The organism is Acidovorax bellezanensis (genome assembly GCF_025421555.1).
GTDB lineage: Bacteria > Pseudomonadota > Gammaproteobacteria > Burkholderiales > Burkholderiaceae_C > Comamonas > Comamonas bellezanensis.
Genome location: NZ_JAODYH010000003.1, coordinates 1 through 21,391, shown reverse-complemented (window position 1 = coordinate 21,391; position 21,391 = coordinate 1). Strand labels below are relative to the sequence as shown.

18 protein-coding genes are annotated in these 21,391 nt (G+C 67.5%); 12 read left to right on the top strand and 6 right to left on the bottom strand.

Features of this window, described 5'->3' with window-relative positions:
• Positions 1–7: 7 nt before the first annotated feature.
• A complete protein-coding gene (ybiB, locus tag N0K08_RS03705; protein WP_261498684.1) occupies positions 8–967 on the bottom strand; it encodes a DNA-binding protein YbiB in 960 nt (319 codons plus the stop codon).
• Positions 968–1,289: 322 nt separating this feature from the next.
• Here ybiB and N0K08_RS03700 point away from each other — a divergent pair, with 322 nt between their 5' ends.
• The 8 genes from N0K08_RS03700 (at position 1,290) to N0K08_RS03665 (ending at position 11,797) form a co-directional block, all read left to right on the top strand.
• Entirely contained in the window at positions 1,290–1,889 is a 600-nt protein-coding gene (locus N0K08_RS03700) for a DUF937 domain-containing protein (RefSeq protein WP_261498683.1), read from the top strand.
• 126 nt (positions 1,890–2,015) lie between these two features.
• Positions 2,016–2,468: a CBS domain-containing protein gene (locus N0K08_RS03695; protein WP_261498682.1), complete on the top strand. Its 453-nt coding sequence runs from the start codon at positions 2,016–2,018 to the stop codon at positions 2,466–2,468.
• A gap of 216 nt (positions 2,469–2,684) precedes the next feature.
• The gene (gene tsaD, locus N0K08_RS03690) at positions 2,685–3,725 is read left to right on the top strand and encodes a tRNA (adenosine(37)-N6)-threonylcarbamoyltransferase complex transferase subunit TsaD (protein ID WP_261498681.1); all 1,041 of its coding nucleotides are present in this window, start codon (positions 2,685–2,687) and stop codon (positions 3,723–3,725) included.
• 93 nt (positions 3,726–3,818) lie between these two features.
• A complete protein-coding gene (locus tag N0K08_RS03685; RefSeq protein WP_261498680.1) occupies positions 3,819–5,276 on the top strand; it encodes an efflux transporter outer membrane subunit in 1,458 nt (485 codons plus the stop codon).
• Between the two features lie 21 nt (positions 5,277–5,297).
• On the top strand, positions 5,298–6,629 hold the full coding sequence (locus N0K08_RS03680; protein WP_408642898.1) for an efflux RND transporter periplasmic adaptor subunit: 1,332 nt from the start codon (positions 5,298–5,300) through the stop codon (positions 6,627–6,629).
• A complete protein-coding gene (locus tag N0K08_RS03675; RefSeq protein WP_261498678.1) occupies positions 6,626–7,402 on the top strand; it encodes an ABC transporter ATP-binding protein in 777 nt (258 codons plus the stop codon). Before N0K08_RS03680 ends, N0K08_RS03675 begins: the two co-directional genes overlap by 4 nt.
• Positions 7,402–8,601: an ABC transporter permease gene (locus N0K08_RS03670; protein ID WP_261498677.1), complete on the top strand. Its 1,200-nt coding sequence runs from the start codon at positions 7,402–7,404 to the stop codon at positions 8,599–8,601. The genes N0K08_RS03675 and N0K08_RS03670 overlap by 1 nt, the downstream gene beginning before the upstream one ends.
• Positions 8,602–8,761: 160 nt before the next feature.
• A complete protein-coding gene (locus tag N0K08_RS03665; RefSeq protein WP_261498676.1) occupies positions 8,762–11,797 on the top strand; it encodes an HD domain-containing phosphohydrolase in 3,036 nt (1,011 codons plus the stop codon).
• Positions 11,798–11,847: 50 nt separating this feature from the next.
• Here N0K08_RS03665 and N0K08_RS03660 read toward each other — a convergent pair whose 3' ends face one another.
• The 5 genes from N0K08_RS03660 to N0K08_RS03640 form a co-directional block, all read right to left on the bottom strand.
• Entirely contained in the window at positions 11,848–12,258 is a 411-nt protein-coding gene (locus N0K08_RS03660; RefSeq protein ID WP_261498675.1) for an Hsp20/alpha crystallin family protein, read from the bottom strand.
• Between the two features lie 180 nt (positions 12,259–12,438).
• A complete protein-coding gene (gene mltB, locus N0K08_RS03655; RefSeq protein ID WP_261498674.1) occupies positions 12,439–13,512 on the bottom strand; it encodes a lytic murein transglycosylase B in 1,074 nt (357 codons plus the stop codon).
• Complete coding sequence (locus N0K08_RS03650) at positions 13,509–15,554, bottom strand: transglutaminase family protein (protein WP_261498673.1); 2,046 nt, start codon at positions 15,552–15,554, stop codon at positions 13,509–13,511. The genes mltB and N0K08_RS03650 overlap by 4 nt, the downstream gene beginning before the upstream one ends.
• The gene (locus N0K08_RS03645; protein WP_261498672.1) at positions 15,551–16,540 is read right to left on the bottom strand and encodes a DUF58 domain-containing protein; all 990 of its coding nucleotides are present in this window, start codon (positions 16,538–16,540) and stop codon (positions 15,551–15,553) included. Before N0K08_RS03645 ends, N0K08_RS03650 begins: the two co-directional genes overlap by 4 nt.
• On the bottom strand, positions 16,537–17,457 hold the full coding sequence (locus N0K08_RS03640; protein ID WP_261498671.1) for an AAA family ATPase: 921 nt from the start codon (positions 17,455–17,457) through the stop codon (positions 16,537–16,539). Before N0K08_RS03640 ends, N0K08_RS03645 begins: the two co-directional genes overlap by 4 nt.
• 35 nt (positions 17,458–17,492) lie before the next feature.
• Between N0K08_RS03640 and N0K08_RS03635 the strand changes: the two genes are divergently transcribed.
• The 4 genes from N0K08_RS03635 to N0K08_RS03620 form a co-directional block, all read left to right on the top strand.
• Entirely contained in the window at positions 17,493–18,452 is a 960-nt protein-coding gene (locus N0K08_RS03635; protein ID WP_261498670.1) for a histone deacetylase family protein, read from the top strand.
• A gap of 38 nt (positions 18,453–18,490) precedes the next feature.
• Positions 18,491–19,306, top strand: a complete 816-nt coding sequence (locus N0K08_RS03630) for an enoyl-CoA hydratase (protein WP_261498669.1) — start codon at positions 18,491–18,493, stop codon at positions 19,304–19,306.
• 11 nt (positions 19,307–19,317) lie between these two features.
• The gene (locus tag N0K08_RS03625) at positions 19,318–20,619 is read left to right on the top strand and encodes a mechanosensitive ion channel family protein (protein ID WP_408642915.1); all 1,302 of its coding nucleotides are present in this window, start codon (positions 19,318–19,320) and stop codon (positions 20,617–20,619) included.
• A gap of 135 nt (positions 20,620–20,754) precedes the next feature.
• On the top strand, positions 20,755–21,391 hold a 637-nt coding region (locus tag N0K08_RS03620), incomplete at its 3' end, for an electron transfer flavoprotein subunit beta/FixA family protein (protein ID WP_261498667.1).

Sequence of the window (21,391 nt, the reverse complement as noted above, 5' to 3'; positions counted from 1 at the left end):
GGACTCCTCAGGCGCCGGGCGCCGATGGTGTGGGTGCGGCTTCGAGAGCCTGGGCGATTTGCAAAATGAAAGCCACCTGCTGGGCAATGGCCGCGGGCACGGGCAGTTCGCCGGCGAGCACGCGGCGAGTGTAGTCGGCCGTGGTCGCCACATCGATGGCTTCGGGCAGGCCGGGGATTTCATTGCTCGTGCCGGGCAGCTGCTCCTGCAGCAGGCGGTGCGTGCCGCGCACAAAGCCGTCGTAGCGTGGCGAGCGGCGCGGGTCGGCGACCACTTCGCCTTCGAGTCCGCGCGACAGCAGCGCCGTCGCGCCCTGGGCTTGCAGGCAGGCCTGCAGCATGGCGGCGTATTCGGGGTGGGTGTAGCTCGAGACCAGCACATTGGCTCCGGCGCAGGGGGTGTAGAGCTTGGCCACGCTGTGGCCGGGGTTGCGCAGGCCAATCACTTCGCGCACCGCGAGCAGCCGCGCCAGACCGGGCTGCAGGTCGCCGGTGGCAATGTGGGCGACCGTGCCTGGCGCAATCGCGGCCAGCTCGGCTGGGTGGTCGCAGCCGGCCTGCGTGGCGGGGATGTCCAGGGCTTGAAGCACATCGCTGGCCAGCACCCGACGCGCTTCGGTACGCATGCCGTGCACCAGCACGGGCAGGCCTTCACGCGCCAGCAGCAATGCCAGCAGCGGCGTCAGCACGGGCAGGCGGCGCGCGCCGTTGTAGCTGGGCAGCACCACCGTCGGGCGGGCGCTGGCGGCAAAGCGGCGGCTGCGCGCATGCAGCGCATCGAGAAAGCCACACATCTCTTCGACCGACTCGCCCTTGATGCGCATGGCGATGCAGAAGGCGCCGATTTCCAGGTCCGTGACCCGGCCGTCGAGCACCTGGCCCAGCAGGTCCTGCGCCTGTTCACGCGTGACTGCGCGAGCGCCCCGCGCGCCGCGGCCTATGTCTTTGATGTAGTGGCTGATGCCCATGAATGCGCTACCTGAATTGGTTGGTAGCGTTATTTTCGGGTGTTTGAAAGAACTTTTTGTTATATGAAGACACCCCCCTGGAAAAATAGGGAAACCGGGGGCTGCATATCCATTTCGGCGGACATGGCTTTGCGCTGGGCCGGCAGGTCGTCCCGCAGCCATTCCGAGTGTCGGACCAGAGCCGGATCCAGCGGGGGCAATCCCATGGTGCGCGCTTGGGTGTTGTCCTGGTGCAAGCTGCCGGTTTGCGCATACCATTCTGGTTCGACCTCCCTTTTTCATGCATGCCTGCCGCCAGACGGCTCGGTGCGAAGGAACTGACATGAACGCCTCGAACTCCTTGACCGACGAACTGATGGGCCAGCTGCAAGGCGCGCCGTTGCAAAACATGGCGCAGCAGCTTGGCATGGACAGCGCACAGACCGAGCAGGCCGTGAGCACGGCACTGCCGGTATTGCTGGGCGCCTTGGGTGGCAACAACGGGGACCAGCCCCAGGGCGCGATGGACATGCTGGGCGGTGCGGGCGGTGGCCTGGCCGGCATGCTCGGTGGCATGGGCGGAATGGGCGACATGCTGGGCGGGCTGCTCGGCGGCGGCCAGGCGTCCGGCGGCGGCGGCGCGGATATCCTGGGTCAGATCTTTGGCGGCCAGCACAAGGAAGTCGAATCCGGTGTGGCACAGGCCACGGGCCTGGGTGCGAATGCCGGTCAGCTGCTGCAAATGCTGGCCCCCATCGTGATGGCCTTCCTGGCGCAGCGTGCGCAAGCGGGTGGCCAGGGCCAGGCACCGGGCGCCGAGGCGCAGCCGGGTGCTGGCGTTGGCGGCATGCTGGGCGGCATGTTGGACCAGAACGGCGACGGCAAGCTGGACGTGGGCGATCTGTTCAAGCTGGGCGCGGGCTTTCTCGGCGGCCGCCGCTGAAATACAGCGTGCCAGCGACCAAGGGCTGCCCAGGCAGCCTTTTTTTCGTCCCGGTGTTTCTAGATATTGCATTGCCGACCGTCAGCGCCGACACTGGTCAGGCTTGTTCGACTTCAGGAGCCAGGTATGACGACTGTTGCAGACATCCTGCGGGCCAAAGGGAGTGCCGAGGTTCACCACGTAGGGCCGGAAGATTCCATGCTGGAAGCACTGCAGCGCATGGCCGAGTACCGTATCGGCGCCTTGATGGTGCTGGAAGGCGACCGGTCCAGCCGTATCGCCGGCATCGTCACCGAGCGCGACTATGCGCGCAAAATCGTATTGCAAGGCCGTAACTCGGCGACCACGCCGGTGCGCGAAGTGATGACGGCGGCCGTGCACTGCGTGGACATGGCGCAAACCTGCGAAGAGTGCATGGCCTTGATGACGCGCGAGCGCATACGCCATCTGCCGGTGCTCGACGACCAGAAGATGCTCGCCGGCATCGTCTCCATCGGCGATCTGGTGAAAGCCATCATTTCGGAGCAGCAGTTCACCATCGAGCAGCTCGAACACTATATTTCGGGCAAGCACGGCTGAAATGAAGCACCCCCTGAGCCGCTAATGCGGCTTCCCCCTCTCAACCTTCGGTGGAGGGGGACGGCAGCCTCGGTGCGGGGCGGCCCTTCCTCGCTGCCCCTGGACTGGGGCACGCCGGTGTCATGGGCTGCGGGTGGCGCGAACGTGGAATGGATACCTCAGGGCCTTTGCTGTGACTGGCAAGGCAAAGGCCACAGTGGTTTTACACTCCAGCCCATGAGCTTGCTGATCCTGGGTATTGAATCTTCGTGCGATGAAACCGGTGTGGCGTTGGTGCGCCTGCCCGAAGGCGGGGCCGTGCCCCAGCTGCTGTCGCATGCCTTGCACAGCCAGATCGAAATGCACCAGGCCTATGGCGGCGTGGTGCCCGAGCTGGCCAGTCGTGACCACATCCGCCGCGTGCTGCCGCTGACCGAAGCCGTGCTGGCCGAATCGGGCAAGCAACTGGCCGATATCGACGTGGTGGCGTTCACGCGCGGCCCTGGCCTGGCCGGTGCACTGCTGGTCGGCGCCGGCGTGGCCTGCGCCCTGGGCGCGGCGCTGGACAAGCCCGTGCTGGGCATCCATCACCTCGAAGGCCATCTGCTGTCGCCTTTCCTGAGCGCGGACCCGCCTGAATTTCCTTTCGTGGCCTTGCTGGTGTCGGGCGGCCACACGCAGTTGATGCGCGTCGACGGCGTGGGCGCCTATGAAATCCTGGGCGAAACCATTGACGATGCGGCCGGCGAAGCCTTCGACAAATCGGCCAAGCTGATGGGTCTGGGCTATCCCGGCGGGCCGGCGCTGTCGCGCCGTGCCCAGGACGGCGACCCCAAGGCTTTCAAGCTGCCGCGTCCGCTGCTGCACAGCGGCGACCTGGACTTTTCCTTTGCCGGTCTCAAGACCGCCGTGCTGACCCAGGCCAAGAAGCTGGGCGACGAACTGCCAGCGCGCACGGCCGATCTGGCGGCGAGCACCGAAGCCGCGATCGTCGACGTGCTGGTCAGGAAGACCATGACGGCGCTCAAGCAGACCGGCATGAAGCGCGTGGTCGTGGCCGGGGGCGTGGGCGCCAACCGGCTGCTGCGCGAGCAGCTCAACCAGGCCTGCGCGCAGATGAAGGTGCGCGTGCACTATCCCGAGCTGCACCTGTGCACCGACAACGGCGCGATGATCGCCATGGCCGCGGCCATGCGCATCCAGTCGGGTCGCGAGCAGCCCGCCCGCCATTACGCTTTCGACGTAAAGCCGCGCTGGTTGCTCGATTCCCTCGCCTGAAGGCGGTTTACCAAAACTTCACGGGGCCGAAGCGGGGCTGACAAGGGGGGGCTGCACAATGGTCAGCATGCCCATTCTGACTTTGTCCCCCCTATGAACCCCAATGCATCGTGCCGTCCTGTCGTGACGCTGGCCGCGGCGTTGGTCGCGCTGGCGCTGGCCGGTTGCGCCGTGACGCAGCCGCCGGGCGCGGCCTTGCCGGCACTGGCCGTGCCCAGCACCTGGTCGTCCAGCCATGGCGTGGTGGTGCCCGATGCCAGCCCGCAGTCCCTGGCCCGGTGGTGGCAGGGATTGGGCGATGCCCAGCTCAGCACCCTGGTCGAGCAGGCGCTGCAAGCCAATCCTTCGCTGCGCGCCACCCAGGCCGCGCTGCGCCAGTCGCGTGCCCAGCGCGATGTGACGGCCGCGGGCCTGGCGCCATCGCTGGACGGCTCGGGCTCGGCCCAGCGTTCGCGCTCGGGCAATTCCACGGGCAACAGCTTTTCCGCCGGTCTGGATGCGAGCTGGGAGCTGGACGTGTTCGGCCGGCTCGCCAGCGGCCTGGAGGCCAGCGACGCTGATGTGCGCACGGCCCAGGCCACGCTGGAAGGCGCGCGCGTGTCCCTGGCGGCCGAAGTGGCGCTGACCTATATCGACTTGCGCAATCAGCAGCAGCGCCTGGTGATTGCGCGCAACAACCTGGCGAGCCAGCGCGAGACGCTGCAGATCACCGACTGGCGCATGCAGGCCGGACTGACCACGTCGCTGGCCACCGAACAGGCCAAGGCGGCGGTCGAGCAGACGGCGGCCCAGGTGCCGACGCTGGAAGCCAGCCTGGCCCAGTCGCGCCATGCGCTGGCCGTGCTCACGGGCCAGAACCCGGCCGCGCTCAATGCGCAGTTGGCCGCCGTGGCCCCCGTGCCCCAGGCACCGACCGAACTGGCCCTGCAGATTCCCGCCGAAACCCTGCGCCAGCGGCCCGACGTGATCGCGGCCGAAACGCGCGTGGCGGCCGCGCTGGCCCGGGTGTCCCAGGCCGATGCCGCGCGCTATCCCAGCTTTCGCCTCGGCGGCTCGCTGGGCCTGCGCGCCTTGACGCTGGGCACGCTGACCCAGGGCGGCTCGGTGGTGGGCGCGCTGCTGTCGAGCATTTCGGTGCCGCTGCTGGACGGCGGCGCGGCCCGCGCCCAGGTGCGCGTGCAGCAGGAGGGGCTGGAGCAGGCGCGGCTGGCCTATGTGTCCACGGTGCTGACGGCCTTGCAAGAGGTGGAAGACGCGCTGGCCGCGGTGCAGGGCGACGCGCAGCGTCGCGAGCGCCTGCAGGCCGCGGTGGAAGCGGCGCAGAACGCCGCGCTGCTGGCGCAGCAGCGCTACAGCAGCGGTCTGGTGGATTTCCAGACCGTGCTGGAAACCCAGCGCAGCCAGCTTTCCTCGCAGGACAGCCTGGCCACCGCCACGGCCACGCTCACGGCCGACCATGTGCGCCTGTACAAGGCGCTGGGCGGCGGCTGGACGCCGCAGCCGGCCGAGGCCACCGCAGGCGCCGCAGCGGCAGCGCCGGCAACGAATTGAATGACGAACGGATCACGCAACATGAGCACCACACCTTCTTCTTCCACGCCGGTCGCCAGCAAGGCCGAGCTGCTGGGCATTACCGCGGCGCGCCCCTGGTGGCGCCGTACTTCGGTCTGGGTGGGCGTGGCCCTGCTGGTGGCGGTGGGCGCGGGCCTGGCCTACTGGCAGGTCCAGCAGGCGGCCAAGGCCTTGCCGCAGTATGTGAGCCAGGAAGTCAAGCGTGGCAACCTGCGCCTGACGGTCGCGGCCAACGGCACGCTGGTGCCTACGCGCCAGGTGAATATCGGCAGCGAACTGTCGGGCACGGTGCGCAATGTGCGCGTGGATGTGAATGACAAGGTGAAGAAGGGCCAGGTGCTGGTCGAACTGGACACGGCCAAGCTCGACGCCCAGGTGCTGCGCTCGCGCGCTTCGCTGGCCTCGGCGCAGGCCCGCCAGGCCCAGTCGCAGGCCACGACCAAGGAGGCGCGGGCCAATCTGGGCCGGCTGGAAGAGGTGGCACGTCTGTCGGGCGGCAAGGTGCCGTCGGCGGCCGAGCTGGACACGGGGCGGGCCACGCTGGAGCGGGCGATCGCCGATGACCTGGCGGCCGCGGCCGCGGTGCAGGATGCGCGCGCCGCGCTGTCCACCGACGAGACCAATCTGTCCAAGGCGTCGATCACTTCGCCCATCGACGGCGTGGTGCTGACCCGGGCCGTGGATCCGGGCAATGCCGTGGCGGCTTCGCTGCAGGCCGTGACCCTGTTCACCCTGGCCGAAGACCTGTCCAAGCTGCGCCTGGAAGTCAGCGTGGACGAGGCCGATGTGGGCACCGTCAAGCCCGGCCAGAAAGCCACCTTCACGGTGAGCGCTTATCCTTCGCGTCTTTACCCGGCCCAGGTGACGCGCGTCGCCTATGGCTCGACCAAGACCGACAACGTGGTGACCTATATCGCCACGCTGGACGTGACCAACGAAGACCTGAGCCTGCGCCCCGGTATGACGGCCGCGGCGACCATCACATCGACCGAGCGCGAAGACGTGCTGCTGGTGCCCAATGCGGCGCTGCGCTTCACGCCTTCGGTGGCAAGCGTACCGGCGGCGGTGAGCAGCGGCGGCGGCATCATGGGCCAGCTGATGCCCATGCCGCGCGGTCCGCGCCCTGGTGGCGGCCAGCGCCGCCCGGGCAGCGCGGACGCGGCGCAAGACCACGACGCCGCACGCGATGTGTGGGTGCTCGAAGCCGGCAAGCCCGTGGCGGTGAAGGTGAACACCGGCATCAGCGACGGCCGCATGACCGAAGTGCACAGCGAAGCGCTCAAGCCCGGCATGGCCGTGATCACCGACCAGCGTTCCGGGAGCGTGAAATGACGGCGGCCCAGGAAGATTCCGTCGGCGCGACGCCGCTGATCGAGTTGCGCAACATCACCAAGGTCTACGGTGAAGGCGGCCTGGCTTTCCAGGCCCTCAAAGGCGTGGACCTGCGCATAGAGCAGGGCGATTTCGTGGCCATCATGGGCCCCAGCGGCTCGGGCAAGTCCACGGCCATGAACACCCTGGGCTGCCTGGACCGGCCGACCACGGGCGAGTATTTGTTCAAGGGCGCGCATGTGGAGACGCTCACGCGCGACGAACGCGCGCTGCTGCGCAGGCGCTTCTTCGGCTTTGTGTTCCAGGGCTTTCACCTGCTGCCGCGTACGACGGCGCTGGAAAACGTCGAGCTGCCCCTGCTGTACCGCGGCGAGCCTACGGCCAAGCGCCATGCCGCGGCCAGGAAGGCGCTGGCGGCCGTGGGCCTCACGGGTTGGGAGCACCACACGCCCTCGGAACTGTCGGGCGGGCAGCAGCAGCGCGTGGCGATTGCGCGTGCCATCGTCACCGAACCGGTGGTGCTGCTGGCCGACGAGCCCACGGGCAATCTCGACAGCCAGCGCAGCGGCGAAATCATGGAGCTGCTGTGGCGCCTCAATGCCGAGCTGGGCATCACCGTGCTGATGGTCACGCATGAGCCCGACATGGCGGCCTATGCGCGGCGCATCGTGCGCTTTGTCGACGGGCTGCTGGACTCGGACCATGCCAATCCCGCGCCGGTCATGCTGGCGCGCGAGGCGTTGGCGGCCGCGCCGTTCGGGGAGGCACTCTGATGTTCTTCAGCACCATCTTGCTGTCGTTGCGCTCCATACGCCGCAACCTGCTGCGCTCTTTCCTCACCATCCTGGGCATCGTCATCGGCGTGAGCGCGGTGGTCACCATGGTCACCCTGGGCAATGGCGCGACGCTGGCCGTGCAGAACCAGATTTCGGGCCTGGGCACCAATCTGCTGCAAGTGCGCCCCGGCCAGCGCATGATGGGCACCGGCAACGCGCCGACCTTCAAGGACACCGACGCCGATGCGGTCGCGCAGCAGATCGGCGGCATTTATGCGGTGGCGCCCGAAGCGCGCGCCACGGCCACGGTGGTCGCCGGTGGGCGCAACTGGTCGAGCAGCGTGATCGGCAGCACCAATGAATGGCTCAAGACCGGCAACTGGAAGCTCGCGGTCGGCCGGGAGTTCACGGCCGATGAAATCCGCGCGGGCTCGGCGGTATGCATCATCGGCGCGACGGTGCGGCGCGAGCTGTTTGCCGATGCCGATGCTGTGGGCGAGCAAATGCGCGTGAAAGCGTTTTCCTGCGAAGTGGTGGGCGTGCTCGAATCCAAGGGCCAGGGCGCTTTCGGCAACGACCAGGACGACATGGTGCTGGTGCCGCTGAACACGCTGCAGCGGCGCATCACCGGCTCCAAGCGCATCAACACCTTGCTGGTGTCGATGGAAGACGGCAGCGAGCCCGAACGGGTCAAGGCCAGCCTGCGCCAGTTGCTGCGCGAGTTGCGCAAGCTGGCTGAGTCGGACGAGGACAATTTCAACATCCTCGACACCAAGCAGCTGGCCGACACCTTGTCGGGCACGACCAAGGTGCTGACCATGCTGCTGGGCGCGGTCGCGGGCGTGAGCCTGCTGGTCGGCGGCATCGGTATCATGAACATCATGCTGGTCAGCGTGACCGAGCGCACGCGCGAAATCGGCCTGCGCCTGGCCATCGGTGCGCTCGAGCGCGAAGTGCTGCTGCAGTTCCTGATCGAAGCGGTGGTGCTCGCGGCGCTGGGCGGGCTGGTCGGCATTGCGCTGGCGACCGTGGCCTCGATGGTGCTGGCCGGCGTGATGGGCGTGCCCTATGTGTTCAATGTGGGCGTGAACCTGCTGTCCTTTGTGTTCTCCGCGGTCATCGGCGTGGTCTTCGGCTACTTCCCGGCGCGGCGCGCGGCGCGGCTCGACCCCATCGAGGCCTTGCGCCACGAGTGAGGCGCAGCGCGCGCCAACACTGAAAAAAACCCGGCAATCGCCGGGTTTTTTGCTGGGCACTCGAATAGTGAAACATGGTCAAGCACACGAGAACACCGTGGGGCCGGCGCAATTTTCTACAGAATGGCCGGACTGCACTGTTGTGCTTGGAGTCCATGCCATGACCCACTTGTTCCAAGGCGCGCGGATTCGTCTGCACCTGTTGATGGCGTTGCTGATGGCGCTGTGTCTCATCGCCATGACGGCCCTGGTGGCGGGCTTGACCCAGGTGCGACTGCGCACGTCCGCCGACGAGACGGCCCAGGATTTGTTCCGCCAGGTGGCCCAGCGCAATGCGCAAAAGCTGCAGGACGTGCTGACCACCACCGGCAATGCCGTGCAATTCCTGGCCGCGATGCCGCTGATCGGCGTGGACGGCGCCGGCCGTATGGACCGTCCGAAACTGATGGCGCTGCTGCTGGCGGCCGTGCAGGCGCAGACCCAGCTCTATAGCCTCTACATCGGTTTTGACAGCGACGAAATGCTGCAGGTCATAGGCCTGCGCAACCAGCCGCAGCTGCTCGCCACGGTGGGGGCGCCCGCAGGCTGCCATTTCGCGCTGCGCACCATAGAGCGCAGCGCGGCGCATGGGGGCCAGCCCATGGAGTCCTGGATTTTTCTGGATGCCCGCGGCGTGCGTATGGGAGAGCGCGCCGCCGTGCCGACAGACTATGCGCCCAGCCGCCGGCCCTGGTTTTTGCAGGCCAGGAAGTCCACGGGCTTGCAGTTGACGCCGCCCTATGCCATGTCCAGCGCCAAGGAGCAGGGCATGTCGCTGGCGCGGGCGCTGTCGGTGGGGGATGGCGTGGTGGCGGCGGACCTGGTGTTTTCCGAGTTCGATCAGTTCGCCCATGCCTCCATGCAGGGGCACGAGGGTGGGGTGCTGCTGACCAACGGGGAGGGCGAGTTGCTGGCCCGTTTTGCGCAGCCGGCGTTCTCACAGCCGCCGGTGGAGCGCATGGAAAAGCTGGCCCGCTCGGCCAATGGATTTTTCGCCGCGACCGCCACGCTGGTGGGCGAGGAGACCAGCCGCATCATCACCGTGCAAGGCCGGGAGCTTGTCTATGCGCGCAGCGCCGTCCATGCCACGCCGGACAGCTGGCTGTGGGTGACGGCCTTCTCACCCGTCGACCGGTTTGTCGCACCCTTGCGCGCCGTGCAGCGCGAGCTGTTGTGGTTGGCCGTGGGTGGCTTGCTGCTGATATTGCCGCTGGCCTATGCCTTGTCGCACTGGCTGGGGCGCTCGCTTGGCGGGCTGGTGCGGCAGTCGCAGCGTATCCAGCGCGGCGATTTTTCCGGCGACGAGGCCCAGCATTCGGCGATCCGGGAGTTTGACGAAGTCTGCCAGGCCCAGCACACCATGAAGCTGGCCATCCGCGAGCATTCGCTGGCGCTGGACGAGGCCATGCGCCAGCTGTCCTGTCTGGTCGACAGTGGCAAGCAACTGTCCCGGCGCCGCACTGCGCGCGAGGTGGCGCAGCAGTGCGTGGACAGCGCCTGTGCGCTGGTGGGGGCGCACAGCGCACAGCTGTGGCGCCGCGAAAGCGACGGTCTGCTGCGCCTGGTGGCGGACAGCGGCTATCCCGATCTGCCGGCCACGGCCTGGGACGATGCGCCCCGCATCGCCGGGGACAATGGGGCGCCGGACGACAAAGCCTTGGTGGACCCCTGCACGGCGGTGGCACGCAGTCGTCTGCCCTGGTTCTACACGCGAGGGCAGTTGCCCGAAATCGACCTGGGCCATCAGGCCGAAGCCGCGCAGTGGCTGCAAGCGCAGGACCCTGCACGCGCGCCGACGCCGCATGCCGCGCCGGACACGCTGCTCGCCGTGCCGGTGCTGGTGGGGCACGAGAAGCTCGATGGCGTATTGGTGCTGCTGGACCCCCGCGGTGGACCGTCGGGGCGCGGTGGCGGCCAGGACGCCTTGCATGGTGTGCAATCGTTGGCGGCGCAGGCCGGCATCGTTTTCGAGAACCTGGCGCTGGAGCAGGCCCAGGAAGACTTCATGGAAGCCTTGCTCAAGCTGCTGGCCGGTGCCATCGATGCCAAGAGCGCCTATACCGGCGGCCACTGCGCACGGGTGCCCGAGCTGGCGCGCATGCTGGCCGAGGCCGCCAGTGCGACCCGCAGCGGTCCGCTGGCGGATTTCCATTTCTCCACCGCGCAGCAGTGGCGCGAATTCCATATCGGCACCTGGCTGCACGACTGCGGCAAGGTCACCACGCCGGAGCATGTGATGGACAAGGCGACCAAGTTGGAGACGGTCTACAACCGCATCCACGAAGTGCGCATGCGTTTCGAAGTGCTGTTGCGCGACGCGCAGATTGCCTGTCTCGAGGAGCTGCAGGACGGAGAGGACGCGGCGCTGGCGTACAGCCGCTGCGCGGCACGGGTGGCCGAGCTGCAGGCTGATTTTGCGTTTGTGGCCGAGTGCAATATCGGCGGAGAAGTCATGGCACCCGAGCGGGTGCAGCGGCTGGAGCAGATCGCGGCGCAGTTCTGGTGGCGGCATTTTGATGACCGTCTGGGCCTGTCGCATGGCGAGCGCGAGCATCTGACCGGTTTTGCGCCCCTGCCACTGCCGGTGCGCGAACAACTGCTGGCCGACAAGCCCGAGCATGTGGTGCCACGGCCGCCGATGGACCTGCAGGAGCACCGTTACCGTTTCGCCATGGACGTGCCCGAGGCGCTGTACCACTACGGCGAACTCCACAACCTCAGGGTCCAGCGCGGCACGCTCACGCCCGAGGACCGCTTCAAGATCAACGAGCATGTGATCCAGACCATCGTCATGCTGGAGCAACTGCCCCTGCCTGAGGACCTCAAGCGCATTCCCGAATACGCGGGCACGCACCATGAAACGCTGACCGGCACGGGCTATCCGCGCCGGCTCGATGGCTCGCAGCTGTCCGTGCCGGCGCGCATCATGGCGGTGGCCGACATCTTCGAGGCCCTGACCGCGGGCGACCGGCCTTACAAGCCGGCCAAGACACTGTCGGAGTCGCTGGCGCTGCTGAATCGCTTCAAGCGCGATCGGCATATCGATGGTGATGTGTTTGATCTGTTTCTGACTTCGGGCGTGTACCTGGAGTACGCGCGCCGATTCATGAAGCCCGAGCAGATGGATGCCGTGGACATCGCGCAATACCTGGGCTAGGGCCTGCCTCGGGCTTGCACCCGGCCCCGGTCAAGGGGCCGGGGTCGCGCTTACTCGATGGCCAGCGTGACGGCCTTGTCCGGCGGCGTGCGCCGGGCCAGGCGCAGCGTCAGCACGCCGTTTTCCAGCTTGGCGTGGCTGGCCGCGGCATCGATTTCGTGGCTCAGCTCCCAGGAGCGTTGCACCTGGCGCGGAGCACCCTCGACGCTGGACAGGTGCACCAGCCGGTCTTCGAGGCGCAGTTGCAGCTGTTCACGCGACAGGCCGGGCACATCGAACTGCAAGGTCGTGGCCTGCTCGTCCTGGGTGGCCTTGAAGGCGGCGCTGGCCGTGGCCGTGGCCTCGGAAATGCGCTGCAGCGGCGTGGTGAGCGTGTTGTGCAAGAAGCGCTGCAAGGCCTCATCGGCAGCCCCGGGGAAAACAGGGGCGGAACGGCGGATCATGGGGGCGGTGAAAATCATCACAGTGACTCCTATCAACTCTGCGGCGCTCGACACGGCGGCCGCTTGTCTCAGAAATGCAGGCACCCAAGCCGTATTTCAAGGAAAAAAAGCGATGTTTATTTCCGTGGCCCATCCCTTGAAATCATGCGTGCAGCCCCTACCCGTACGCGTGCAACAGGCGCATGCCGCCGCCGGTTTTCAGCGCGCAGCTTGCCTTGCAGCATGCACGGCTTGGCCCAGTTCGATCACCGACAGCGCGTAGTAGCTCGACCAGTTGTAGCGGGTGATGGCGTAGAAGTTTTCGGTGCCGGCGATGAACAGCGGCGCATCGCCACCGTTTTGCAGCTCCACCAGGGCCAGCGGTCCGTTGTGCGCGGCGCCTGCGCCAGGCACCCGGGCGCCGAGTTCGGCCATGCGCGCAGGCGTGAACGTGGGCAGGATGTCGGGTGCCAGCAGCTCGGCCATCTGCGCCGGCGTGGTGTCGAGCAAGACCGGGTAGTGGGTGGCCATGCCGGGCTTCCAGCCATGGGCGATGAAGTAATTGGCCACCGAGCCGATGGCGTCGACCGGGCTGGCGAACAGGTCGATGTGGTCGTTGCCGTCGAAGTCCACGGCCCATTGAACCCAGCTCGAAGGCATGAACTGGCCCAGTCCCATGGCGCCGGCGTAGCTGCCGCGCAGCGAGAACGGGTCGATATCGGAACGGTGCGTGAGGCTCAGGAACTGCTCGAGTTCGCTGCGGAAATATTCGGTGCGCGCGGCGGCGCGCGGATGGGCCTGGGGGAAGTCGAAGGACAGCGTGGCCAGTGCGTCGATCACGCGGAAATTGCCCATTTGCTGGCCGTAGACGGTTTCCACGCCAATGATGCCGACGATGATTTCCGCAGGCACGCCGAACTCGCGCTCGGCGCGGGCCAGGGCCGCGGCATGGGTCTGCCAGAAGCGCACGCCGGCGCGGATGCGCACCGGGTCGATGAAGCGGCTGCGGTAGCTGTTCCAGTTCTTGGCCGTGCCCCGGGGCGCTGGCGTCATCAGCCGCGGCACCTGGGGCAGAAAGCGGGCCTGGCCCAGTGTGGCCTGGACCCAATCAAGGGGCAGGTCGCGGCGCGCGGCGATGTCGGCGGCCAGCTGCATGGCATCGCTGCGCTCGGCGTAGGGTGTCGTTCCCTGGACCGCGGCGGGGCGTGCCTTGGCGGACTGGGCCAGCGCTGCGGTGGACGGCAGGGCGCCTGCGGCGAGGCAAAGAAGGGCAGTGGAAAGCAGTCGTTTCATGGGGTCTCGGGCCGGCGTGGGATTGGCCAGGGCAGGGCTTTGAAGTCGCGCCGCAGCTGGGACAGGCGCTGGGCCTGGTGGGCGGGGGCGGGGTGAGGGGCGTAGCGCTGGTGCTCCAGGCGCAGCAACCAGTCATGGAGTGCCGCAGCATCCGGCCCCCATTGTGCGCTGGCACAGGAGGCCATCGTTCGCGGTGGGGCATGGGCGGGCAGCGCGAGGCCGGCCTGTTGCAGCCGGTGGCGCGCCTGCTCCAGCAGGCGCTGCCAGCCGTCTTGCGGCAGGCGGCGCTCGCGCCACAGCCAGGCGCAGACCGCCAGTGCGCAAGCCGCGGCCAGGCCGGCGAGCCATTGCAGCAGCGTCTGCCACTGCGCGGAGGGTAGGCCCAGCTGGCGCAGCAGATCGAATTGGCGGCTTTGCGTGTAGTTCAGCACCCACTGGTTCCAGCCGTTGTTCACGGCTTCCCAGGTGGCGCGCAGCTGCTGCACCAGGCCCGGCGCGATGACGCTGTCCATGGCTTGGCCGAAGGTGCTGCGCGGCGCCACCAGGCGCTGGAGTTCGGCCGTGCGTCCGGGCGCCACGGCCGTGGTCGGGTCCACGCGCACCCAGCCCCTGCCGGCGAGCCAGACTTCGGCCCAGGCATGGGCGTCGCTGTTGCGCACCGTCCAGTAGCCGTCCACCGGGTTGGGTTCGCCGCCCTGGTAGCCGGTGACGATGCGCGCCGGAATGTCCAGCGCGCGCATCAGCACCACGAAGGCCGAGGCAATGTGCTCGCAAAAGCCTTGCCGGCTGTCGAACCAGAAGTCGTCGGCGGTGTTCATGGTGACCACGCCGGGCTCCAGCGTATAGCGGTAGCCGCCGCTGCGCAGGCGCGCGAGCGCGGCCTCGACCAGGGCGAAGTTGTCGGCACGGCCCATTTCGGTACGCATCTGGGCGGCCAGCGCCACGGTGCGCGGATCGGAGCCGTCGGGCAGCACGGTATAGGCGGCCAGTTCGGCGCTGGGCTGCAGCGGCCCGTACTGGAAGTCCAGGTGGCTTTGCGCGCGGTAGCGCAGCATGTCGGTCACGGGTCGCCGACTCAGCCATTGCAGCTGGGGCGTCATGCGCGCGCGCTGCCCGGACAGCTCGGGCGCGGTGGCCGTGGCGTCCAGCGTCAGCAGCCAGTTGCGGCGGTGCGGCTCCAGCGTGATTTCGTAGTCGAGGGGCTGGCCGCGCACGCGCAGCTGGGGTACCTCGGAGATGCTGTCCCAGGACTGGGGGCCAAAGCGCGGCGTTTCACGCCACTGGCGGCCGTCGAACACCGACAGCACCGGGCCGCGAAAATACAGCAGCGAGCGCGGCGGTGGCTGGCCGTCGAAGCGCACGCGCAGGGCCACGCTGTCGTCGAGTGCCAGGCGGGCCATCTGGCCCACCGTCATTTCCGCCGAAAGGCCGCTGCGGCCGGTCAGCTCATCGCCCGGCGTGCCCCACAGCGGCGCCATGCGCGGAAACAGCACAAACAGCACCAGCATCACCGGTGCGCCCCAGAGCGCGAGCTTGCCGGCAATGCGCAGCGAATCGCTCAGCGGCGGGCGGCCCACGGGCAAATGGGCGTTCACCACCGCCGTCAGCAGACCCAGCAGCGCGACCAGCATGGCCGCGGCGATCGCCAGCGACTGCGAGTAGAAGAAGTGGCTCAGCAGCGTGAAGAAGCCGAGAAAAAACACCACCAGCGCGTCGCGGCGCGCGCGCATTTCCAGGGTCTTGAGCGCCAGCAGCAGCACGATCAGCGTCACGCCGGGATCGCGCCCCAGCAGGCTCTTGTGGGTGAGCCAGGTCGCGCCCACGGCCAGCGCGAGCAGCGCGGCCAGCACCCAGCGCCCGGGCAGGGGCCGGGCATGCCAGGCCAGGGCGCCGCGCCACAGCAGCAGCAGCGCGGCCAAGGCCGTGGTCCACCAGGGCAGGTGGCTGGCGTGGGGGGCAATCACCCAGGCCACGACGCACAGCAGGAACAGGCTGTCGCGGGCCTCGCGGGGCAGGGCGTCCAGGCGTGAGAACAGTGTCATGGCGTGGCTTCGGGCGCGCACAGCGCCAGGGCTTCCAGGCAGCGCTGGCGGTGGGCGGCGCCGCTGTCGGGTGCCAGGCGGGCTCCGCCGGGCAGGCGCAGGCCCCAGCGCAGGCCCTGGTGGTCGGCGGCCAGCACCCAGGCCGTGAGCCGGGAGATGCCGGCTTCGGTGTCGGCCAGGCCCGTGGCCGCGGCGTCCAGCCACAGCAGACCCGGCTGGGCCTGCGGGCGGTCGCGGCTGACCAGCGCATGGCTGCCCGTGGCCAGCGCCTGGGCGGCTTTTTTCCAGACCACCTGCTTGAGCGGGTCGCCGCGCCGGTAGGCCCGCACGCCGTCAAAGTCCTCGCCGCCGATCGCGCTGCGGCCCGCGCGGCCTGCTTCCTGGATCTGGGCCGGCGGCAGGGGCGGCGGCGTGACTTCGGCCAGCGGGTAGACCAGCAACTGCGTGGCCGGGCGCAAGAGACTCCAGGCGCGAAAACTGCCCAGCGGAAAGCGGGTTTCGGCGGTGATCAGGGGCAGGGCATGCCAGCCCCGGCGTTGGGGCACAAAGGCCAGCTCCACCACGGCAGCGGCCTGGGCCGGCACATCCGTCCAGGCCCATTGCGGCGCTTCGCTCACGGCCAGCGCGATGCCGTGGCGCGCGCGCGGGCCGGGGTTGTCGAGGTGAATGCGCAGCGCGCAGCGCTGGCCCGCAAACACCGGCTCGGGTGGCTGCAGCTGCAACTGCAGGCCGCGCAGGTTGGCGTGGCCCACGAGCATGCCGGCGGCCGCGCTGCCGGCCAGCAAAAAGGTCAGCAGATAGCCCAGGTTGAGCTGGTAGTTGATGCTGGCGACCAGCAGCACGGCCAGCGTCAGCGCAAGCATCCAGCCGGCGCCGGTCGGCAGGATGTAGACATTGCGCTGGGTCAGGCGCAAACCGTCGCTGCGCGGCTGGCGCGACTGCCACCAGCGCAGCAGCCGCCGGCGCGGGCTTGCCGGCCATTTCATGGCAGGGGCGTGGCCTCGGCCATGGCGCGCACCTGTTCGATGGCGCCGCGGCCCGCATGCACCGTGGGCACCAGGCGGTGGGCCACGGTCTGCGCCAGAACCGCCTGCACGTCGTCGGGAGCGACATAGTCGCGTCCGCTGATCAGCGCCTGGGCCTTGGCCGCGCGCAGCAGGCCTATGCCGGCGCGTGGCGACAGGCCCTGGACAAACCAGTGGCCCGAGCGCGTGGCCGCGATCAAGTCCTGCACATAGTGCAGCAGCGCGTCCGAAGCGTGGACCGCCAGCACCTGGGCTTGCAGCTGGGCCAGTTGCGCGGTGTCGATCAGCGGCCGCAAGGCGTCGAGCATGGCGCGCCGCCCGTTGCCCTTGAGCAGTTCGCGCTCGGCGGCGCGGTCGGGGTAGCCCAGGGAAATGCGCATCAGAAAGCGGTCGAGCTGGCTTTCAGGCAGGGCGAACGTGCCCAACTGGTCCAGCGGGTTTTGCGTGGCGATGACGAAAAACGGCTGAGGCAGGCGGTGGCTGCGGCCTTCGACGGAAACCTGCTGCTCCTCCATGGCTTCGAGCAGGGCGCTTTGCGTCTTGGGGCTGGCGCGGTTGATTTCGTCGGCCAGCAGCAACTGGGTGAACACCGGGCCCGGGTGGAACTGGAAGTTCTCCTGCCCGCGGTCGTAGATGGACACGCCCGTGAGGTCGCTGGGCATCAGGTCGGCGGTGAACTGCACGCGCGAAAACTGCAGGCCGAAACTGTGGGCCAGTGCGTGGGCCAGTGTGGTCTTGCCCACACCGGGAACGTCTTCGATCAGCAGGTGGCCGCCGGCCAGCAGGCAGGCCACGCAGTCCTGGACCTGGGAGGCTTTGCCCACAATCACCGTGTTAAGCTGATTCAGAAGCGATTGGATGTGGTGCTGTGCTTGCATGGCACGACGTTAGCCGAAAAAACGACCCTGGAGACATGACAGTGGGCAAGACGGGCTATTTCACCCATAAAGAATGCTGGAAACACGAGATGGGCCCCGGGCATCCTGAGTGTCCGGCACGGCTGGACGCGATCGAGGACCGGCTGCTGATCAGCGGCGTGGCCGATGCGCTGGAGCGCCGCGACGCGCCCCGCGCACCCATGGCCGATATCGCGCGGGCGCACGACAGCCAGTACCTGGAGGCCTTGCATGCGCGCTGCGACCAGATCGAGCAGGGCCTGCTGATCGGCGGCGCGCCCTATGCGCAAATCGACGTCGACACCGCCATCAACGCCAGCACCTGGTCGGCCTCCCTGCACGCGGCCGGCGCGGCCGTTGCGGCCACCGATGCCGTGATGGCGGGCGAACTCGAAAACGCGTTCTGCTCGGTGCGCCCGCCGGGCCACCACGCCATGCGCAGCCAGGCCATGGGCTTTTGCTTTTTCAACAATGTGGCGATCGCGGCCCTGCATGCGCTCGAGCACCACCACCTCAAGCGGGTGGCCATCGTCGACTTCGACGTGCACCACGGCAACGGCACGGAAGACATTCTGGCCGGCGATCCGCGCGTGCTGATGGTGGGCATTTTCCAGCACCCCTTCTTTCCGTTTTCCGGCGACCAGCATCCCGCGGCCAACATGGTCAACGTGCCGCTGCCGGCCTACACCAAGGGCATGGACATCCGCGAAATCGTGGAGATGATGTGGATTCCCCGGCTCGAAGCCTTCAAGCCCGAGATGATTTTCATCAGCGCGGGCTTCGACGGCCACCGCGAGGACGACATGGGTCAGTGGGGCATGAACGAGCAGGACTATGCCTGGATCACCAGCCGCATCAAGGACCTGGCCCGGCGCTTTTCCAAAGGCCGCATCGTGTCCTGCCTCGAAGGCGGCTACGCCATGAGCGCGCTGGGCCGCAGCGTCGAAGCCCATTTGCGGGTGCTGGCCGATCTCTGAGAACCTGTTCCGATTTTCCTCTTGACCCTGGTGTAGCCATGACTGCTGTTGCTTCCTCCGTCCCCGGCGCCCCTGACCCCTTGGTGCAGGTAGAGCGCGATGCGCGCGGCGTCGTCACCCTGACGCTCAATGACCCGGCGCGCTTCAACGCCCTGGGCAGCGCCATGCTGGCGGCTTTGCAGTCGGCCATCAATACGGTGGCCGCCGATGCTGGCGCGCGGGTGCTGGTGCTGGCCGCGCAGGGCAAGGCGTTTTGCGCCGGTCATGACCTCAAGGAAATGGCGGCGAACAGCGATCTGGCCAGCCACCAGGCGCTGTTTGCCCAGTGCAGCCGGATGATGCTGAGCCTGCAGAAGCTGCCGGTGCCGGTGATCGCCAAGGTGCAGGGCATGGCCACGGCGGCCGGCTGCCAGCTGGTGGCGCAATGCGATCTGGCCGTGGCCGGCAGCACGGCCAGCTTTGCCACCAGCGGCATCCGCTACGGCCTGTTCTGTTCCACACCCAGCGTGCCCCTGGTGCGCAATCTGCCGATCAAGAAAGCCATGGAGCTGCTGCTCACGGGCGACTTCATGGATGCGGCCACGGCGCTGGACCAGGGCCTGCTCAATCGCGTGGCTGCGCCCGAAGCGCTGGATGCGGCCGTGGAGCAGCTGGTGCAATCCATTCTCGACAAGCCGCGCGTGGCCGTGGCCATGGGCAAGGCCCTGGTCTACCAGCAGCGCGAACTGGGCGTGGAAGCGGCCTACCAGCTCGCCGGCCAGACCATGGCGGTGAACATGCAGGACCCTGACGCGCAGGAAGGCGTCAATGCATTTGCGCAAAAGCGCCAGCCCAGCTGGAAGGTGCAGGCATGAGTACGACCGGCCTGTCCGTCTTTGAGCAACTGATCGCCGATTTCCAGAACGCCAGTACCTGGCTGGAGCTGGCGCTGCTGGCGCTGTGCCTGGCGCTGGCCTTCGGCATCACGCGCATGCTGCGCAAGCATTTCGCCAGCGACACCTCGGTGTGGCTGGGGCCGACGGCGCTGCGTGGCGCGCTGTTCCCGCTGCTGACGCTGGTGCTGGTGTGGATCGCCCAGGCCGTGCTCGCGCATTACCAGCAGGTGTTCTGGCTGCGCATGGCCGGCTCGCTCTTGCTGTCCCTGGCGGTGATTCGCTTTGTCGTGCGCGTGCTGTCCAAGACCTTCCCGAATTCCACCGCGGCGCGCCTGTTTGAGCAGGTGTTCTCCTGGCTGGCCTGGGGCGTGGCCGTGCTGGCCAGCCTGGGCCTGCTGCAGGACGTGATGCAGGAGCTCGACAGCCTGCACCTGGCCCTGGGCAAGACTTCGGTGAGCCTGCTGACGCTGATCGAAGGCCTGTTGTCGGCGGGTTTGATGATGGTGGCCGTGCTTTGGGCCTCGTCGCTCTTCGAGCAGCGCGTGCTCAACCAGGTGGTGAGTGATTTGTCGATGCGCAAGGTGGCGATGAACATCACGCGCACGGTGCTGATCACCGTGGGCCTGCTGGTCTCGCTGTCCATTGTCGGCGTCGACCTGACGGCACTGTCGGTGATGGGCGGCGCGGTGGGCGTGGGCCTGGGCTTTGGCATGCAGAAAATCGCCTCCAACTACGTCAGCGGCTTTCTGGTGCTGATCGAGCGTGCGCTGCGCATCGGCGACAACGTGCGCGTCGACGGCTTCGAAGGCCGTATCACCGACATCAAGACGCGCTTCACCGTGATCCGCGCGAGCAACGGCCGCGAATCCATCGTCCCCAATGAAACACTGATCACCCAGCGCGTGGAAAACCTGACCCGTTTCGATCAGCGTTTTTCGCTGACCACCGACATCGTGGTGGAGTTGAACAGCGATGTGGAGCAGGTCAGGGCGCTGCTGCTGGCCGCTGCCGCTGCCCAGCCGCGGGTGCTCAAGGCGCCGGCGCCATCGGTGCTGCTGGTGGAAATCCTGGCCTACGGCCTGCAGTTCAGCCTGACCTACTACATCGCCGACCCGGTCAACGGCCAGGGCAATGTGCGTTCGGACGTGAATATCGCGGTGCTGGCCGGCTTGCGCGCGGCGCAGGTGGCGTTGGCCGTGCCGCAGCAACGGCTGTCATGGCCGAGTGAAACGCCGATCGAGGGCGTGGTGCCAGTTGTAAAAAATGGTGCTGATTTCATCGGTCATGCGTAAAATCGAACGAACGTGCTTTTTTTCCGTTAACCTTGGTTCTCCCATTGAGGTATTCCGGAAATGCTGCTGTGCGGCATAGAATGTTTTAGGTTTACGTTCACGTCAATTCAATCGAGAAATCAAGGAGCGGCAGCAATGAAGGTACTGGTCCCAGTCAAACGCGTGGTCGACTACAACGTCAAGGTCCGCGTCAAGTCCGACGGCACAGGCGTGGACATCGCCAACGTCAAGATGAGCATGAACCCGTTTGACGAAATCGCCGTCGAAGAAGCCGTGCGCCTCAAGGAAAAGGGCGTGGTCACCGAAGTCATCGCCGTCTCCTGCGGCGTGACCCAGTGCCAGGAAACCCTGCGCACCGCCATGGCCATCGGCGCCGACCGCGCCATCCATGTGCTGACCGACGTCGAACTCCAGCCCCTGGCCGTGGCCAAGCTGCTTAAGGCCCTGGTTGACAAGGAACAACCCGGTCTCGTGATCCTGGGCAAGCAGGCCATCGATGACGACGCCAACCAGACCGGCCAGATGCTGGCCGCGCTGGCCAAGCTGCCCCAAGCCACGTTCGCCTCCAAGGTGGAAGTCGCTGGCGACAAAGTCAATGTGACGCGCGAAATCGACGGCGGCCTGGAAACCCTGGCCCTGTCGATGCCCGCCGTGATCACCACCGATCTGCGCCTGAACGAGCCGCGTTACGTGACGCTGCCCAACATCATGAAGGCCAAGAAGAAGCAGCTGGACACCGTCACTCCAGAAGAGCTGGGTGTGGACGTCACGC

What these genes read in the sequence shown, in the direction of transcription:
- N0K08_RS03640 (WP_261498671.1), bottom strand. Translation starts at nt 17,457, where the DNA reads ATGCAAGCACAGCACCACATCCAATCGCTTCTGAATCAGCTTAACACG.
- N0K08_RS03645 (WP_261498672.1), bottom strand. Translation starts at nt 16,540, where the DNA reads ATGAAATGGCCGGCAAGCCCGCGCCGGCGGCTGCTGCGCTGGTGGCAG.
- N0K08_RS03675 (WP_261498678.1), top strand. Translation starts at nt 6,626, where the DNA reads ATGACGGCGGCCCAGGAAGATTCCGTCGGCGCGACGCCGCTGATCGAG.
- N0K08_RS03650 (WP_261498673.1), bottom strand. Translation starts at nt 15,554, where the DNA reads ATGACACTGTTCTCACGCCTGGACGCCCTGCCCCGCGAGGCCCGCGAC.
- N0K08_RS03685 (WP_261498680.1), top strand. Translation starts at nt 3,819, where the DNA reads ATGAACCCCAATGCATCGTGCCGTCCTGTCGTGACGCTGGCCGCGGCG.
- N0K08_RS03665 (WP_261498676.1), top strand. Translation starts at nt 8,762, where the DNA reads ATGACCCACTTGTTCCAAGGCGCGCGGATTCGTCTGCACCTGTTGATG.
- N0K08_RS03670 (WP_261498677.1), top strand. Translation starts at nt 7,402, where the DNA reads ATGTTCTTCAGCACCATCTTGCTGTCGTTGCGCTCCATACGCCGCAAC.
- tsaD (WP_261498681.1), top strand. Translation starts at nt 2,685, where the DNA reads ATGAGCTTGCTGATCCTGGGTATTGAATCTTCGTGCGATGAAACCGGT.
- mltB (WP_261498674.1), bottom strand. Translation starts at nt 13,512, where the DNA reads ATGAAACGACTGCTTTCCACTGCCCTTCTTTGCCTCGCCGCAGGCGCC.
- N0K08_RS03680 (WP_408642898.1), top strand. Translation starts at nt 5,298, where the DNA reads ATGAGCACCACACCTTCTTCTTCCACGCCGGTCGCCAGCAAGGCCGAG.
- N0K08_RS03660 (WP_261498675.1), bottom strand. Translation starts at nt 12,258, where the DNA reads ATGATTTTCACCGCCCCCATGATCCGCCGTTCCGCCCCTGTTTTCCCC.
- ybiB (WP_261498684.1), bottom strand. Translation starts at nt 967, where the DNA reads ATGGGCATCAGCCACTACATCAAAGACATAGGCCGCGGCGCGCGGGGC.
- N0K08_RS03635 (WP_261498670.1), top strand. Translation starts at nt 17,493, where the DNA reads ATGACAGTGGGCAAGACGGGCTATTTCACCCATAAAGAATGCTGGAAA.
- N0K08_RS03700 (WP_261498683.1), top strand. Translation starts at nt 1,290, where the DNA reads ATGAACGCCTCGAACTCCTTGACCGACGAACTGATGGGCCAGCTGCAA.
- N0K08_RS03630 (WP_261498669.1), top strand. Translation starts at nt 18,491, where the DNA reads ATGACTGCTGTTGCTTCCTCCGTCCCCGGCGCCCCTGACCCCTTGGTG.
- N0K08_RS03695 (WP_261498682.1), top strand. Translation starts at nt 2,016, where the DNA reads ATGACGACTGTTGCAGACATCCTGCGGGCCAAAGGGAGTGCCGAGGTT.